The organism is Endozoicomonas sp. Z74, from assembly GCF_057680865.1.
Genome location: NZ_JBLYZI010000023.1, coordinates 20,048 through 37,415, shown reverse-complemented (window position 1 = coordinate 37,415; position 17,368 = coordinate 20,048). Strand labels below are relative to the sequence as shown.

Here is a 17,368-nt window from a genome sequence, read left to right as displayed (position 1 = left end):
GTGAGGGCTTTAAAGGTTTGCACCGCTATACCCCCTCTCCCTTTGGGAGAGGGCTGGGGTGAGGGAAAACAGGCGGAAACATCAAAACCAGCCACCAAAGCCTCGATATAACCTATACAAATCTCCCCTGCAAAGACAGGCATTCATCCAATGATTAATTAATAAACAAAACCGGAAACAGAAAATAACCCGTATTATTATCACATTCTGTTAATAACTGATTGATTTCGACCGAATAGTAAATCCTCCTTTTAAATTGATTCTTCTCCGTACAGAGAAGCGTTTATTTATTGATCTTTGTCAACACTCGGGCACTGGTCTTTCGTTAACCTGAAAACGTTGAGCGTTAATCCCTCCTGCTGTTTTTCCCGGAATGTTCAAAGCTTTTTGCAATCGCCCTATTGTCCCAACAGGTTGATTCAACTTGTCTGGCGCATTCGATTGAAACCTGCAGTTAATGATTTCAACAACTCTTTTTATTTAATATCCACTGACAGTTAATTGGTCATTTTTAACTCAATTATGAACAGGCTCGATTCTCATTCAAATGAGAAAATCGGCATTGGCAGTTATCTCTCATTATTATTTGCCATTGTCTTTTTCTCCGGTTTATTGCAAAGCACTCAGTGGTGGGGGGTATTTGATTTCACCACCCTCAACGGTACTTTTGGCTCCATTATGGGCGGAGGCAATTTCCGTGGCACTGGCGGCAGCGGTGCCCGTGATGGCTTTATATTTGCCCTTACCCTGGTTCCCACCTGTATGTTTGCCCTGGGCATGGTTCGAATCTTCGAGCACTTTGGCGCCCTCGAAGCAGCCCGCAAGCTGCTGACCCCCGTGCTTCGTTTTCTGATGGGCATTCCCGGTGTCTGCGGCCTGACCCTGATTGCCAGCCTGCAGAACACCGATACCGGTGCTTCCATGACCCGACTGCTGCGGGAAAAAGGAGAACTGAGCAATAAAGAGATGCACATTTTTACCGCTTTTCAGTTTTCCTGCGGTGCCAGCATCGTCAACTTCATGGGCTCCGGAGCAGTACTGCTGACGCTGACCAACCCCGATGGTTCCCTGGCGGTACCAGCCTCAATCGGTACGATCCTCGGAGTTATTTTTATCTGCAAAATGGTTGGCGCCAACGTTCTCCGGCTTTACCTGAATCACCTTGAACGCAAAGGCTCCTTCCAGTCTGAAGAAAAAGCATCGGTTAAAATGGAGGCCGCCCATGGCTGAGAATGCACAAAAGCCAATGCTCACAGATATTTTTGTGGGCGGAGCCAAAGAAGGCTGGAATATGGGCGTGGGGAGCATTATCCCCAATGTGATGATGGCCTTTATTGTCATCAAGGCCCTGAGCATCACCGGTGCCATGGAACTGTTTGGCAACCTGTTTGCTCCGGTTATGGCGCTGTTTGGAGTCCCCGGAGAAGGCGCTGCGGTTCTGATGGCGGCCTTCATGTCCGCTGGCGGCGGTGTCGGAGTGATGATCAGCCTGTTCTCGGAAGGCATTCTTTCCGGTGAACACCTGGCCATTCTTGCCCCTGCCAACTACCTGATGGGCTCTACCGTACAATACGCCGGTCGTCTTCTTGGGGTGGTCAACATTGACGGTCGTTTTTATCCCCTGATGTTTGGACTGGTCACTCTCAATGGCCTGGTTGCCATGCTGCTGATGAGAGTGCTCATATGACGATCAACTGGAAAGCGCTGTTCGTTAACCACATCGAACAGTTAAACGAACGCTACGCCAGTGCTCTGCAAACTTGCGGGCTGGATGCGCTGGTTATCCACTCCGGAGCGGAGAAAACCCGCTACCTGGATAACAAGGTCTACCCATTCTGGGCCCATACCCATTTCCGTCAGTGGGTGGCAGGTGACTCTAACCCACACTGTCTTCTGGTGATTCGTCCTGGCCACAGGCCTGTTCTGGGCTGGTATCAACCCAGGGATTACTGGCACGCGCCGGCTCAAATCCCCGATGACTATTGGGTGGATTCATTCAACATCGAAGTGATCCGTACTCCGGAGCAGCTCCAGAACCTTCTTCCTGAAGGCTGTGCCAACCTGGCAGCCCTGGCAGAAAACGAAACGCTGATGGCGGACTGGGGAATTGACTCAATTAATCCGGAAAAACTGCTTCATGCCCTGAACTGGCATCGTGCCTATAAAACCCCCTATGAACAGGAGGTCATTCGCCAGGCAAACCGGGTTGCGGCCAAGGCCCATAAGGCCGCTGAGAAAGCCTTTTACCAGGGCCATTCAGAACTGCAGATCCTGCTGGCTTACCTGCAGGCTGCTGACCACCGGGAGTGCGAACTGCCCTTCCCCGCTACGGTTGCCCTGAATGAAAGGGCATCCACTTTGCACTGCAGCGGTTACCGGAGAACTCCGGTGGAGGAGAAACGATCCTTCCTGATCGATGCGGGAACCACTGTGCGACACTATGTTGCCGATATTACCCGGACCTACGCCGCACAGCCGGGTCTGTTCGCTGACCTGGTTGAGCGGATGGATAAAGAGCTGCTGGAGATCATTGATACCCTGAAACCCGGCGTTCACTACACCCATGTCCATGAAGACATGCACCGTCGTATTGCCGGGATGCTCAGTGACTTCAATATTGTCAAAGGCTCCGCTCAGGAGATCCTTGATAAGGGATACACCCGAACCTTCTTCCCCCACGGCCTGGGCCACTTCATCGGCATCAACTGTCATGATGTGGCAGGATGGCAACTGGATATAGACGGTAAGGACGCCGGTCAACACCCACAACACCCTTTCCTGCGTTTACAGCGCACACTGGAGCCAGGAATGATGTTCACGGTCGAACCCGGGTTGTACTTTATTGAGACCTTGCTGGAAGAACAGGAAGGTAACCCGGATTTCAACTGGGAGCTGATTGACCAGTTGAGGCCTTATGGCGGTATCCGTATTGAGGACAATATCCTGATTACGGAAGACGGGAATGAAAACCTCACCCGCCCCGCCTTTGCAGAGCTGGATTAACCTGCAGACAGGCGGATCAGGCGACAACATTGACCCTGGTCAGTGAAGTGCTTATTCACTGGATTCAGAATGCAGATGTTGTTTAAAGAAAATAAGTTCGTCCATCACTGTGTAATTGAACAACAGTGATGGGCAATTCCACCCCTTCCACTCAGCGCAGTTTGATCATGAAAACCGGGGCCTATCTGCAAATATCCCTGACCAGCCTTCGGGCTGCCCTTGGCCTGTTTGGCGGCCGCTGCCTGTCTGTATATTACGGCTGAACTCAGTCAGTTCTCTGACGCTCTTCCGATCTTCAAAGAAAAGAGCTTCCGGGGCCGGTCAGCATTTCTGCTGTTTACCGGCGCATTCATGCACTCCAGAAAAGTGCCTGTTAAGCCTTTAAAAAAGGCAAACCTGACTGAATCACCGCCATGAAAATCAATCACTACTGGCTGGCCGACACCGTCGCACTGATCACTTTTACCGTGGTCACCGGCCTATTTATCGAGATCGCGATTGTCGGAATGACACTGCGGCAATCTTTGATGTCACGCTTGATGTGCCAGCCACTGAATATCACCCTTGGTCGTATATATGGGCTTTACCGTGACCGGATCATCGGGGGATTCTGCAGAAAAAGCAGAAACCGGCTGAAAGAAACCCTGGGGGATGTTTTCGCCTATGTCACCTTCCAGCTGCCCCTTTACATCGGCATTCTGATCCTGGTTGGCATGGACCTGCAGGGGATTATTGCCGCTTCCATCAGTCAGGTTATCGCCCTGCTGATTCTAGGCGCCCCCTATGGTCAGTGGCTGGAATTTGTCCGCAGGAAAATGGTGCATACGCCACTGCCTGCCAAAACCTAGCACAGGAAAGGGCCTGTGCCCAAACAACCTCTCGGTGATGGCCGGGCTCTGATCGCTTCTGTGCCTTTTTCAGTTGCGCTTCACTACGTTCAGCGGCAACCTACGTAAACGAGCGCAACAAAAGCCGGGAAGAGGGATAATCCCCCGTAGTCAATGCTCACTTAGTGGTCCGGGGAGTATACTCCTGCCTGGAGAGAATCATCATTTCCATCCCCTATAACAATCACATCCGTTGATCTCCCTTCTTTTCTAATAACCATTCGGAACCCAAAATATGGAGTCTACAGTTGCGGCTGCCGGAAGCGAGCCTTCCCGCTCACGGCCTGGCTTTCTTGAAATCGTGGAGCGCGTGGGGAATGCGCTTCCCAACATCACAATGCTGTTCATTTATGCACTGATCCTATGCATGGTTTTCAGCTTTGGCCTTTCCTATATTCAGTTTGACTACGTTCACCCCCTTAGTGGTGAGCCTGTTACTGTCAACAATATGTTTGCCCCCGACCGCCTGGTCAGTTTTGTACTTTCTATGGTTCATAACTTCGTTAATTATCCCCCCCTGGGAATGACCATTGTGGCGACTCTGGGCATTGGCATTGCCGAAGGGTCCGGGTACGTCGGGGTCCTGATCCGCAAAATGCTGAAATTAACGCCATTAAATCTGCTCACCCCCTCCATTGTTTTAATTGCCATTTTTTCCCATATCGTTTCTGACAGTGCCTATGTGATCCTGATGCCGGTATCAGCCATGATGTTCTATGCTTCCGGAAGACACCCACTGGCGGGCATAGCCGCAGCATTCGCAGGGCTGGCCGGAGGCTTTACCGCCAGCTTTACCCCTTCCATTATTGATCCCATCATGCAGTCATTTACCCAGGATGCGGCCCGGATCATAGACCCTGCCTACAACGTCAACGTGCTCTGCAACTATTTTGTCAGCCTCGGTGGGACAGCAGGAGTCCTCCTGGTCTGCTGGCTGATCACGGACAAGTGGGTTGAGCCCAGGTTAAACACGTTGTGGCCTGTGGACAGCAAGGTCGATACCCGGGAGATCGACAGCAAACTCACGCTTGAACAGAGCCGGGCTTTCTCAAAAGCCTCCATGGCCCTGCTGATATTCGGTGCGCTGGTCTTTATTCTGGCATTTCCCCAGGACTCCATTCTCCGAGCACCCGATGGCACCCTGACTTCACCACAAGCCCCGATCATGCAGGCCATCGTCCCCCTTCTGCTGGTCGTCTTTTCCCTGCCAGGGCTGATCTACGGTTATTCAGTCGGTACCTTCAAAAGCGCAAATGATGTTACCCAGTCCATGGAAAAAGTGGTAACAACGCTGATCGGCTTTATTGTTTTTGCTTTTTTCTCAGCACAGTTTCTCTATGCCTTCAAAGTCTCCAATATCGGTACCCTGATTGCCGTTTCCGGGGCTGAGTTCCTGAAAATGCTGGCCATGCCTGCGGGTTTGACCGTCAGCGGGATTATCTTGCTGACCGCCCTGCTGAATTTCATTATTACCTCAGCGTCTTCCAAATGGGCCATTCTGGCTCCCATTTTTGTCCCCATGCTCATGGCAGTGGGCATTTCGCCGGAACTGACCCAGGCCGCCTTCCGGATTTCAGATTCCTCCATCAACGTGTCCACCCCGATGTTCGCATTTTACCCACTGATCATTATGTACTGTCAGAAGTATGTGAAAAACACCGGTGTCGGAACCCTGGTTGGAATGATGCTTCCCTTCAGCCTTGGACTGCTTATCGTTCTGACAGCAACCCTGTTTATTTTCTGGGGGCTGGGTATTCCTCTTGGATTTAATTCCGGCTACACCTACACACCCGGTCTTTAATGCCCCCTCTGGATGTCCCTTAACCTGTTCAACCCGACGGTAGCCCGTCAAGGGGCATCCTGTTCAGCCGTTACAGTGATCATCAGAGATCAAGGTCATTTATGGATATCAGAACAACACTTCAAGAGCGTTTTATTCGCTACCTGTCGGTCACCAGCCAGAGCCGGTTCGGGCAGTCCGCAGTCCCCTCCACAGAAGGTCAGGCCCTCCTGGTCAGCAAGCTCCACCGGGAGCTTGTGAACATGGGCGTCACTGACTGCCTTGTCAGTGAACACAGTGTCCTGACCGCCAGGATTCCAGCCAACGCTTCCGCGGCCTCCATTGGTTTTGTTGCCCATGTGGATACCGTGGATGTCGGCCTGAGCCCGGATATAAAGCCTCAGCTGCTTCACTATACAGGCCAGGACATCGTCTTGAACGATGAACTGGGCATCACCTTCGATAAACAGGCCCATCCCGAAATCGACCGCTATCGGGGCGATGATATCTTCTTTTCCGATGGGACCAGTGTGCTGGGAGCAGATGACAAAGCCGCCATTGCCATCATCATGACCCTTGTGGAAAAACTGATGACCACGGATATGCCCCATGGCGAGATTCATATCGCCTTTGTTCCGGATGAAGAAGTCGGGCTGAAAGGCGCCAAAAAAATAGACCTTGCCAGATTCAATCCCGATTACGCTTATACCCTGGACTGTTGCGAGCTGGGAGAGGTGGTGTATGAAACCTTTAATGCCGCCCATGCCCGGATCGACATCAAGGGGGTCACGGCTCACCCCATGTCGGCAAAAGGCGTGCTGGTCAACCCTCTGCTGGTGGCCAACCATATCATCAACCAGTTTGATCCACTGGCAACCCCGGAGCATACCAGTGAACGGGAAGGTTATGTGTGGTTTACCGACCTCACTGCCAATGCCTCAGAGGCCACTCTGCTGGTAGCCATCCGTGACCATGACAAAAAGCAGTTTGAAGAAAAAAAGCAGGCCCTGAAAGAGGCAGTTCATCAGACGGGAAAAGCCTACCCTCGGGCCGAAATCACCTGTGACATTGATGATATCTACGCCAATATCGCTAACAATGTCGACGCATCACATCCCGCCATCAAAGCCATCTACCGGGCATTTGAGCAATTGAACATCAAGCCCTTAACCCTTGCCATGCGCGGTGGTACCGATGGGTCTGCTTTATCAGCCAGAGGACTGGTGACACCCAACTACTTTGTTGGAGCCCATAACTTTCATACCCGTTATGAATTTCTTCCCATGTCCTCATTTGAAAGCTCATACCGGGTAACCGAGCAATTAATCAGAAACAGTATTGAGTCTGGCCAGTGAAGCGCTGAATCTCCGGATTCAGCGCTTCACTACGTCCAGCAGCAACCTACGTAAACGTTACAATATTTCTGGAATGCAGTAGGTTGCTGCTACTGGCCGGACAGGTGTCTGGTATCCTGTTTACCATTGACATGGGGGCAGGGGACGAATATCTCGGGCTATTTCTGAAGGCATTTGTGGTCATGGCAATCCTTTCCGCAATCGCCGTTACCTTCGTGAAAGAATCGCCATTCTGGCGCCAGCATAACCAGAAATCAGGCCAGATGGCCCTTTCCGGCTCTCCATAAATCCGGTTTTTTAATAAAACGGAAGCTGCAGGCTGACAGGTCAAAACCTGTCAGCCTGGATACCCGGCACAGATAGCCCCGCGAGGAAAAGCAACTGAGGCTGATACAACGGTGGGTTAAATATCATACCATTGATCAAGCCAGGGTTTCTGAGCCTCAAGCAACTCATCAAACATGGCATGACACTGTTCAAGTGTACAAGACATCCCGGTTACCGGATCCATCGCTAATGCCTGTCTGGCTGCGGGAAGATGACCGCTTAAAGCAGCCTCAACCACCAGCTCCTGCACATTGATATTGGTTTTATTCAAGGCCGCACAGGCTGTTGGCAAGGGACCCACTTCTACAGGGTGAAGACCCTCAGCATCGACATGAATGGGGACTTCAACCATGCAGTCCGCGGGCAAATTCGCAATCAACAGTCCGTTATCCGTTTGGTTAGGCAAATTACCATTGATTCGCACGCCCTCACCCGTGAGCATGGCTTCAATTAATTTGGGAGCATTCAGCATATTCCGCTCAATACGGAATGGCTGCTCCCCTGCCAGCTGACGTTCCACTTCCAGCCGGGCTCTGGCGTGAACTTTCTCTTCCAGTTCCAGTAAATTCCATCGCTGGGGCAGGAAATGATTGATCATGGCTTCATTTTTACGGAACCAGGGCACATAGTCAGACATATGCCAGTGATTTTCTGTACACCAGTAATCAAACATCTTGAGCACTTCACAACGCACGCCATCACTGGCATAGGCTTTTTTGTTTTGTGGTAGTTCCCGAATCGCCGGATACAGATCCTTGCCCTGATAGCTCACCTCCAGCAGCCAGGTCATATGGTTGATACCACCAAACGTATATTCAAAGTCTTCCGGTACATCATGGTACATCAAGGCCTGCCAGGCCTCCGGGCTATGGGGGTGCTCCACCCAGGGCCCCACTCCAAGATAACCTGCCAGCTGAGCAGCGGTATAACGAACGCCGTAACACAGCCCGATACAACGGATAGATGTCGCTTTATTAACGGCCCAGGTCAGTGGTGCCAGAGGGTTGGCATAGTTCAGCAGCAGCGCATCAGGACAGACTTCTTCCATATCCCGTGCCACTGAAAGGGTTGGCGGAATTTGTCGTAAAGCCCTGAAAATGCCTCCTGGACCGAGGGTATCGCCTACCTCCTGGTTAACCCCGTATTTTTTTGGAATGTCCACCTCCAGTCGCCAGGGCTCGAGTCCTCCCACCTGAATAGCACTGACCACAAAATCAGCATCTGTCAGCGCTTCTTTCTGATTCGTGGTCATAGTCAGGGTAACCGGTACAGCCGCCTGCTCAACCATAAGGCCGATCAGGCGATAGGTTTCCTCAAGCTTCTCAAGGTTTAAGTCTTCCAGGACCACTGTTAATGGTGGCAGCGTTCTGCAGGCAAACAGTGCCGACAACAATTGTCGGGTAAACATAATGCTGCCGGCGCCAATAATGGTTAGTTTTTTCATGGACTTTTGTTGACCTCTCTGATTGGCCGGTGCTGAGCTCCCCCTACAGCCCGCCAGGAGGCAGGCCGATATAGCCCAATACCGGTTCAGGTTCTGTTGACATAAGCTTGCGATCTCAGTGGTTCGTAAAGCTGTGTTCCGCAAGGCGGAGCGGGTGCAGGCGTAGCCATCTACGTCAAATCCCGCTCAACGCAGTCGGAAGGCAGCTTTACGAACCACCCGAAGGGCTCAACCGGGAGCGTTTGTGAACTGCGTTGCGATTACTTGAAAGACATGGGTATTCCTGCGCAATCGCGCCTTGCCACAATCGCTCCCGGTTGAGCTGAGCCCGCAGTCTTATGTCAGCAGAACCTGGCATTCGAATTATTTTTGCAGGTGTTTTGTATAATAAAGTGGTTATTTCCCCGGCTTTTTAAAGGCCAGGGCGTAGCTGGATACCGAAGCGATAATAATCAGGCCATAGACCATACGGGTCCAAAAGCCCGATAACCCACCGGCAATAATGCCCGCCTCGATCATGCCAATAATGATGGCGCCAATTAATGTTCCGGACAGGGTACCCTCCCCACCAAAAACGGAAGTACCGCCTATAAAAACCGACGCAAATACCAGCAACATGTAACCTTCGCCCTGGGTTGGCCACCAGGAGCCCATTTCATTGCAAACCATCACCCCCACCAGTGCACTGACAGCCCCCATCAGTACAAACAGGCCAGTCCGGGTTTTACCCGTAGCAACGCCCATCATTCTGGCCGTTTCCCGGTTATCCCCAATAAAGCGAACATTGTCGCCAAAGCGATGACGGTGGAGCAGGAGGGAACCGGCAACCGCCAGCACGACACACCAGACAGCCTGCATAGGCAGCCAGCCAAACAGCCGACCGGTCAGAACACTGTTCAATACCGTGTCCCGGATCTCTATCAGACTAATGGCAATACCATCCGCCAACAGGGTCGCCAGGCCATACCAGAAAAACTGGGCACCAATCGTAGCAATAATGGAAGGCACACCCAGCCGGACCACCAGCAGGGCATTCAGTAATCCGGCACAGGCTCCAGCGGCTAATGCGATGATTAACCCCAATCCTGCCTGCCCGGTGGCCTCAAAAATGACAGCAAAGATATAACTGGAAAAAGCCATCACGGCAGGAAAGGACATGTCCATTTCCCCTGCCACAATCATCAGGGTCAGTGCCAGGGCTAACATCGCCGGAAAGGGAATACTGGTCATCAGGGACAGGTAGATTCTTGGGGCACCAAAAGTCTCCGGGCTCATCACCAGAAACAGCAACCATAGAATCAACAACAGGGATAAAGTGCCGAGCTTGTAACGATAGGGATAAAGCCTGCGCCAGAGAGGCTCCTTTTCTCCGTAACCGATCGCTTCTGATGATGCAGTGATGGCTTGAGGCTGACTCATCAAACACTCTCCTTATGAGTATATTCACCCCTGGCAATGGCAATCAGCTGCTGGCTGAGGGACTCAAGGGTCATCTCACCAGCACTGCACTCACAACACACTTCACCACGATCAACAAAAACGTAACGATCTGCTACCTCATGGACATGGGCCATATTGTGGCAAATCAAAATACAGGATCGGCCTGAATCCCGTATTTGTCGAATATAAGACAATACTTTGCTGGTTTCACCCAGCGAAAGCGCATTGGTGGGTTCATCGAGAATAATAATATCGGCATCGAAGTGCATGGCCCGGCCAATAGCCAACCCTTGTCGTTCACCACCCGACAATACGCTAACAGGGGAGTCCGGTGAAATACCGACACCGCGAAGGCCTATTTGTTTTAATAACGCTGCTGTAATCCGCTTTTCTTCAGCAATATCAATAAAACCAAACCGGTTTCGTAAATGTCGTCCCACAAACAGGTTGCGCCAGACAGGTTGCTTCTCTGCCAGGGAGCGCTCCTGGTAGACAGTTTCAACACCAAGCGCTCTGGCTCTATTCACATCATATTGATGCCAGCCGATCCGCTTTCCCTGAATACGCAACACCCCGGATTCAGGGCGATGAAGTCCTGAAATCACCTTAATTAAGGTAGACTTACCCGCACCGTTATCACCAAGAACAGCAACGACCTCGCCTTTATTCAGGCTGAACTTAATATCCCGAAGGGCATGAACACCACCAAACCACTTGTTCACGCCCTGCAATTGAAGCAGGGCTGTCATGCTCAACGAAGCCCTTTTTTAGCTAAGGGCGCAACCACATCAATATTGTCACGGGTAATAAAGCCACCTCCGGTATCCACTTCCAGACCTGAGAAGCCAAAACGCTTACTCAAAACCAGCTGGACTACCGGCAAATACCCTTGCAGGAAGGGCTGACCATCCCCAACCAGGTCAACATAACCGCGTTTTACCGCTGCGGCAGTGGCAGGTGACAAGCTGAAACCGGCGGTAATAATCTTGCCAGGCTCCACTCCGGCAGCCCGCAAAAAGTTTTCAAGCTGCCCCGTCAGGGCGCCATGGTCAATCATAATCAGTTTGGTATCGGGGTGACGGGACAGATAAGCGGTCATCAGAGGCATCCCCAGGGTCGGGTCCTTATCAAGCTCGGCACTGATTTCCATATAATCTACCTTTAACCCGGCGTCTTCCAGGGTATCAAGCATGCCCTGGGTAGAGAGCCCGCGGTTAGGCTTACTTTTCAATCCCCAAACCAGGGCACGGTCACCGGCTTTTAATGGAAAACGACGCAGAGTTTCACTGGCAAGCATCTTTCCCCGGGTTCGATTATCTGTCCCGGCATAGCCAAAGCCTTCACTGCGATACTCACCCATCACGCGGGGCAGCTCAGTATCACTGGATGTCACCTGAATACCGCTTTCCCGTGCCTCTGTAATCAATTTGGCAAAGGCATCATCCCCGGGGTGGCCCATGACCACAATACCATCCGGCTTTGAACCCAGGGCTTTATTAAAGTTCTCAATCATTTTTTGAGGACTCCAGTCTGAGTACATAAACCGGATATTACAGCCAAGATCATTACAGGCCTGTTGTGCCCCGTTTTGAACGACAGTGTTATACGCACCACCCACAGGACCTCCGGTATCAAACCAGATATCCATACCTTCACCACTTTTTATCAGTGGGGTGCTTGCAAAAGAATAAGCAGCGGAAAGCGAGCTGACTGACAGAACTGCAGCAGCTAATACTTTGGAGAGTTTCACAAGTTTTCCTTATAACCGTTCAATAGGGTTAAAACAGGATCATTATCTTCACAAAACCCTGCAGCACTAGCTCGGAAATCCCTTAACCTGAACAAATATTGACACAAGTCAGCACAAAAAACAGGAACAAAAAACCATACCCGGAGGTATGGTAATAGTCACATATAGCGCCCCCATCTTTAAAGATGGAGGCCCGCATAAGATGTTAACGAAAAAGGCTGTGAGCCAATTTTGCGTACAAACACAGAATGGGTTACCACAGCCCTTTTTCAACAAACTCCATGAAAACATTTTTCAGATTAGGTATTCACTCTTCAATAAAATTCCGGGCCGATCAGAAGTGACGACGGATAGCCAATTTTAAATAGTGCCGATACTTGGCATCCTCTTCTTCCCCTCCCCAACTTTCTTTGTTCTCTTTTTGAATATAAAGCCGGGCTCTGATGGCATAGTCTTTATTGAGGTGATAGCTGGTATCAAAGCCAATGCGGTGTCTTAACTCATCTTTTTTCAAACCGTTGATATTCTCCTTCTGCCGGTGTAAGCCAATTCTAGTCCAGGGCGTAATGCTGTATTTATCATAGGTCTTCTGGTATTCCAATCTGAGCTGCCACTCATTTTTGACCTCTTCAGAGCCGTCCACAGGATCAATGGCTTCAATCAGGTCATTGGTTTTATTATATTCATTATAAAAAATAACATTGAGTTTCTGGTCAGCGGCTATTTTATAACTAACACCAAATTTGAGTTCATGCTTGTAATCGTTATAGCTTTTCAATGTTTCCGTACTGGCTGATGATCGATCAAAGTCCTTTTTCGGTACGGGAGCCAGGAAACCACCCAGGAAAATAGTCGCTTGGTCAGAGACTGTGTAATCAAAGTTAGGAAAAATACGAATTTCAGACAACGTTGCCTGATTATTATAAACTTCGTGGCGAACACCAATTTTGGGCTTCACTTTAAGTTTCCCATATGTTTTTTCATATCCTGTATAAAACTCATAACGGCCAAAGTTATTATTATCACGCTGTTCACTCTCATCTCGATAAGAGTAACTAAAAGCGCCAGATATATACCAGGGTGAGTGCTCTGACAAACCAAGCTTGTATTCAATATACGGCAGATACAAATCATTGCTGCTATATCTGGAGTTGTACTTTTCAACTTCGCTTCCAATTTCGATATAATCTGCACTAGCAGCCAAAGAGTTCGCAAAAACCCCAGCTGCAATCAATAACCTGACGACCTTCTTCATTGTTTCAACCCCATTCATTTTTATGCACGTCTTCGCTAAACGCTTAATCAACTTCATCAAAATAATGCACACTAATTATTTACAAACAATGCATTATTAATACCCACCAAGAATTTTCATCCAAAAAATAAGATATGATTTTCAAGGCCATAAAGAAAACAATACCTTACGGCCCCGACTGCTGATCAAATATGACCGTCGAATCAGCTACTCAAATCCTTGATTTCCCCACTGCCTATATCCAGCCTAAAGTGGTCACTGGGATCCCCATTAAGAAACGCTGACAGCGTTTCGAATATTTTCCCAAATCTGTTTTGGAATACGCTCATGAATGGCGAGTTATCGGAAATCCTGTTGTTTTGCCAAGTCAGCAGATAAGGACTGCTTTTTAACTCGCGGGCTATCAGCTCATACTCACGAAGCCTTTCCTGGCTGATATCTCTGAGAGCAAGCTGGTCAGCATTACGCAGACGGTAAAAGTCCACTGCCAGGTCATATCCACTCCATTGATCCAGTGCTTTCAGCCTGGTGTTTTTCGAAGCCAGAAGCACCTGCACTTCATCTTCGGCTTTCTGCCACTGATGTTTAAAGGATTCAGACTCGGCTTTCAATCGCTTCAAGTCAAAGCCTGCACGCTTGACCTGCCCCAGGCTCACACTGTTAGACAGTCGTGAAAGAATCAGTATATCTTTACCTGTAAACTGGAAGAGCATGTTTCTCAGGTCTTCTGGCCACTCTTTTGGCAAAAAACGCATGCGGGTTAACTCAGCAATATGCCAGTTGGTAAACTCCCGATAGTTTTTCGATTTCAGGATATCAGGGTTCCATAGCTTGTTGGATTCCATGGCCTTCAGGTGAAGATATTCCTGTTGATAATGCTCGAACAGTTCATCAAAGCGAGGCACATTGTCCAAAACAACCGTTTTTACCTCTATCTGATCGCCAGCATCAATGCTCATCAGCTTGTAGGCCGGAACATACGCAGCCATTGAAGGTGCCTGGATATTGAACAAGAACTTACCATCGTCGTATTTGTGAACACCCGTATCATTGAAGTGCATATGCCCACCCACATGAACTTTAATGCCGGCTTCAGCCAGAGCGCGAGTCACATCATCCCTGGGGCTACGCTTCAACTGGAAATTGCCCTCCCCAAACAACTCTGTCAGAGTGTCCGATGCGCCATTATAAAACTCGCTCATTGGGAAATGACTAAACGCCACCAGCTGCTTCCCTTCTATTTCAGCCCGCCTGGCCACATCTTTCATCCACTCGATAACCTGCTGCTTATGGGTCAGCATTTTGTTGTAACCAGCGTTACCAGAACCATCAAAGTTGCCGGGATGCTGTGGATTGCTGGTATCGGCTATTGCCTTTGGTATATAAACGTTGGCGTCAATGGCCATTAACCACAAGCCCTTGACAGGCTCTACCAGATAACTGGTATCGGGTACCATAAAGCAGTTGGTATAACTGCTCTTTCGATATTTACCGCCAGTGCCCTCATGGCAGATCTCATACATCCTTTTTTCGTAAGAGGACTGATTAAGCGCCTGCTTGAAGTCGTAGTGGTTTTCATCATAGGTGCTGTAAGGGGTTTCCCAATAGAGGTATTTCTTCTGTGGGAAAAAACCATAATCCGACAGGGTACTGACCAGGCCTTCATACCCCTGATGTAGCACTTCCTCAGTACAAATGGTTGCCAACTCGTGACCCGCATCAACTGTCGTCCATGATTGACTGTAGCCCTTACACTCATTAGCTCCCCTGCTGAAGATGCGCTGTTCCTTTCCGCCGCGCCCAAGGTAGTCGCTTTTTCCTGCGGGCAGATTATAGGGACGCACGGGGTCATGATTACCGGGCGCCGCAAAAAACACCAGTCCGTGATCATCAGCGTAGCGTCGCAGGATTTTTTCCAGCCCCCGAACATGCACCGGTTGGCCATCATCGGAAAAATCGCCTGGCAGAGCAACGTACTTAACGCCTCTTTTAACCACATCATCAAGAGCGGCCAACAGTGCAAAGTAGTTTTCGTTGAACAGTCGAGTAGAGGTCAATTGGGCGTGCATGGTCCTTATGGTAGCCTTTTGCCCACTTTTGCTGTTGGAAATCCCCTTGAATGAACCGTCTCTAAAATCACCATAAATATCATGAAAATGAATATCAGGCATAAAAGCGATTTGAACGGGCTCCATGTTTTTATTCAATGACTGAAGCTCGTTGGCTTGTACCGGGCCAGGCTCTGATACCTGATCGGAATGTTGGATGCCCTGGCAGCCTGAAAGGAAGGCAACCAATGCCACTGACAAAGCCCCCCGGATGGGACTGGACAGAGACATTAGAGAAACCGGTGTTTTTTGATCAAGCAGTGCTTTACTTGCACTTTTCATTGTACAGACTCCCCCTGGAGACAATGATTCAGTCAATCCAGAACTTTATTTCTGTCTTAAAATATTCTTGATGTGTATTTGATCCGTTAATGCCGCGATATAAACGACAGCTAATTATTTTTTAGTTCAATATTAATTATCTTAAAATTGGCTGACCAACAGCCAGCCAATCCGTGTTTTTTCACCGTAGTCACGCCGGTGCTGCAACGCTGTATTTTTCTTCCAGCCGTTCCTGGACTTTATCCAGCTCTCCACCGTTCAATCGATACCATTTGCGGTAAATCAGATAAGAAATAAGGCAGAGCAGAGTAGGCGCAATGTAAATAGCCTGGAGGCCAGCAATGGTTTCAGCGGTCTGTACCTGGTTTGGCACATAGTCAATCATGGTCAGACTGATGCCCACCAGAAAGCCTGTCAGAGCGCCGGTACACTTGATCACCAGGGTATGGGTGGAGTAAGAAATACTCTCGGCACGAATACCCAGTTTATAGTCTCCGTAATCCACGGTATCCGCCACCATCAACAGCACCATCAACCAGTAAAGTGCATTGGACAGGCCGAAGGCAATACCTGAAATAGCAATAAGCAGTCTGGAATCAGGGGCAAAGTTGGCGGCTATATACAGTACTCCGGCAGACACAACCGGCATTATGATGGATGCAGAAAACACGGTACGTCGTCCAAAAATGTCAATCAACCGGGTAAAAACCAGTAGTGAGCCAACCCCGAAAATACCGGCCCAGAGCATGTAAGTGGAAAACAGGTTGTTGTCACCCAGAACATAGGTATAGAAATAAAGATTGAGGCCACTGGTCATATTCACAGCAATGTTAAACAGCAGGGCCAGCACCAGCAAAATAACAAACTGGTCATTTTTGAAGATCAGTTTCATAGCATCCTTGAGATTAAAGGCCGCCGTCGTTTCTTCACTGACTTCAAATGACTCCTTTGTCCAAATGCAGGTAACAACTGCACTGATCACTGCCAATCCGGCGGCAATCAAAGCAAACAGCATATATCCCTGGCCATCATCCCCGCCCCCCAGGAATTTGACGGCCATAATGCCCGTACCGCTGGCCAGATACCCACCCAGTGAGGCACAGAGCCTCGGGTAAGGCATTAACCTTTCCCTTTCCCACTTGTCCAGGGTAATGGTCGGGATCATTGACCAGAACGGTGCATCCAGCAGAGTGTAGGTCATTCCCCAGCCAATATAGGTGATTGCTATAAATACCAGCTGCTGTGAGCCAGAGAAGTTGTGGGCGGAAAAGAGAGCAATAATAAACAGGGCATTGAGGATATTACCAACCAGAATCCAGGGTTTGTATTTTCCCCATCGTGACCGGGTTTTACTGACAATGTACCCCAGCATCGGATCGTTCACCGTATCCCAGATGCGGGCAAAAAGGAAAACGGTGCCAATAAACGCGGCGGAAACCCCAACGATGTCGGTGTAGTAAAAGAACAGGAAGGTGTTAATGACCGCCAGACCAAAGTCTTTACCAAACCCACCAAACCCATAGGACAATTTGGTGGTTAAACTCACTTTATGAGCTTGTTCAGAACTCATGACTCCCCCTTATACCCGTCGCCTTTCAAGTTGCTACTTTGTTGGCTGCAATCACTCTCCCCAGTCACTTAGTTCATCTAAGCTCCTGGGGGTTCACTCTTTTGCCGTCGCGTAGCAACTTGAAATCCTTTGGGTATAGACTGGTTCAGAATGAAATTTCCCCTTCA

14 protein-coding genes are annotated in these 17,368 nt (G+C 49.6%); 7 read left to right on the top strand and 7 right to left on the bottom strand.

Features of this window, described 5'->3' with window-relative positions; genetic code table 11:
- Positions 1 to 522 precede the first annotated feature (522 nt).
- The 7 genes from ACNRUY_RS09005 (at position 523) to ACNRUY_RS08975 (ending at position 7,312) form a co-directional block, all read left to right on the top strand.
- Positions 523 to 1,230, top strand: a complete 708-nt coding sequence (locus tag ACNRUY_RS09005; RefSeq protein WP_488111325.1) for a nucleoside recognition domain-containing protein — start codon at positions 523 to 525, stop codon at positions 1,228 to 1,230.
- Positions 1,223 to 1,687, top strand: a complete 465-nt coding sequence (locus ACNRUY_RS09000) for a YjiG family protein (RefSeq protein ID WP_488111324.1) — start codon at positions 1,223 to 1,225, stop codon at positions 1,685 to 1,687. The genes ACNRUY_RS09005 and ACNRUY_RS09000 overlap by 8 nt, the downstream gene beginning before the upstream one ends.
- On the top strand, positions 1,684 to 3,003 hold the full coding sequence (pepQ, locus tag ACNRUY_RS08995; protein WP_488111323.1) for a Xaa-Pro dipeptidase: 1,320 nt from the start codon (positions 1,684 to 1,686) through the stop codon (positions 3,001 to 3,003). Before ACNRUY_RS09000 ends, pepQ begins: the two co-directional genes overlap by 4 nt.
- A 413-nt stretch (positions 3,004 to 3,416) precedes the next feature.
- The gene (alaE, locus tag ACNRUY_RS08990) at positions 3,417 to 3,851 is read left to right on the top strand and encodes an L-alanine exporter AlaE (RefSeq protein ID WP_488111322.1); all 435 of its coding nucleotides are present in this window, start codon (positions 3,417 to 3,419) and stop codon (positions 3,849 to 3,851) included.
- 274 nt (positions 3,852 to 4,125) lie between these two features.
- Positions 4,126 to 5,691 carry an AbgT family transporter gene (locus ACNRUY_RS08985; RefSeq protein ID WP_488111321.1) on the top strand — a complete coding sequence of 522 codons (1,566 nt, stop codon included), beginning with the start codon at positions 4,126 to 4,128 and terminating at the stop codon, positions 5,689 to 5,691.
- Positions 5,692 to 5,792: 101 nt separating this feature from the next.
- Entirely contained in the window at positions 5,793 to 7,025 is a 1,233-nt protein-coding gene (pepT, locus tag ACNRUY_RS08980; protein WP_488111320.1) for a peptidase T, read from the top strand.
- A gap of 83 nt (positions 7,026 to 7,108) precedes the next feature.
- Entirely contained in the window at positions 7,109 to 7,312 is a 204-nt protein-coding gene (locus ACNRUY_RS08975) for a hypothetical protein (protein WP_488111319.1), read from the top strand.
- 116 nt (positions 7,313 to 7,428) lie between these two features.
- Here the strand turns inward: ACNRUY_RS08975 and melA are convergent, their stop codons facing one another.
- From melA to melB, 7 genes are all read right to left on the bottom strand, one after another.
- Positions 7,429 to 8,796 carry an alpha-galactosidase gene (gene melA / locus ACNRUY_RS08970; RefSeq protein WP_488111318.1) on the bottom strand — a complete coding sequence of 456 codons (1,368 nt, stop codon included), beginning with the start codon at positions 8,794 to 8,796 and terminating at the stop codon, positions 7,429 to 7,431.
- Between the two features lie 396 nt (positions 8,797 to 9,192).
- The gene (locus tag ACNRUY_RS08965) at positions 9,193 to 10,215 is read right to left on the bottom strand and encodes an ABC transporter permease (RefSeq protein WP_488111317.1); all 1,023 of its coding nucleotides are present in this window, start codon (positions 10,213 to 10,215) and stop codon (positions 9,193 to 9,195) included.
- A complete protein-coding gene (locus ACNRUY_RS08960; RefSeq protein WP_488111316.1) occupies positions 10,215 to 10,985 on the bottom strand; it encodes an ATP-binding cassette domain-containing protein in 771 nt (256 codons plus the stop codon). Before ACNRUY_RS08960 ends, ACNRUY_RS08965 begins: the two co-directional genes overlap by 1 nt.
- A gap of 2 nt (positions 10,986 to 10,987) precedes the next feature.
- The gene (locus tag ACNRUY_RS08955) at positions 10,988 to 11,884 is read right to left on the bottom strand and encodes a sugar ABC transporter substrate-binding protein (protein ID WP_488111315.1); all 897 of its coding nucleotides are present in this window, start codon (positions 11,882 to 11,884) and stop codon (positions 10,988 to 10,990) included.
- Between the two features lie 436 nt (positions 11,885 to 12,320).
- Complete coding sequence (locus tag ACNRUY_RS08950) at positions 12,321 to 13,241, bottom strand: hypothetical protein (protein WP_488111314.1); 921 nt, start codon at positions 13,239 to 13,241, stop codon at positions 12,321 to 12,323.
- Positions 13,242 to 13,444: 203 nt separating this feature from the next.
- Positions 13,445 to 15,631 carry a metallophosphoesterase gene (locus ACNRUY_RS08945; protein ID WP_488111313.1) on the bottom strand — a complete coding sequence of 729 codons (2,187 nt, stop codon included), beginning with the start codon at positions 15,629 to 15,631 and terminating at the stop codon, positions 13,445 to 13,447.
- Between the two features lie 190 nt (positions 15,632 to 15,821).
- The gene (melB, locus tag ACNRUY_RS08940; protein ID WP_488111312.1) at positions 15,822 to 17,201 is read right to left on the bottom strand and encodes a melibiose:sodium transporter MelB; all 1,380 of its coding nucleotides are present in this window, start codon (positions 17,199 to 17,201) and stop codon (positions 15,822 to 15,824) included.
- Between the last annotated feature and the right edge of the window lie 167 nt (positions 17,202 to 17,368).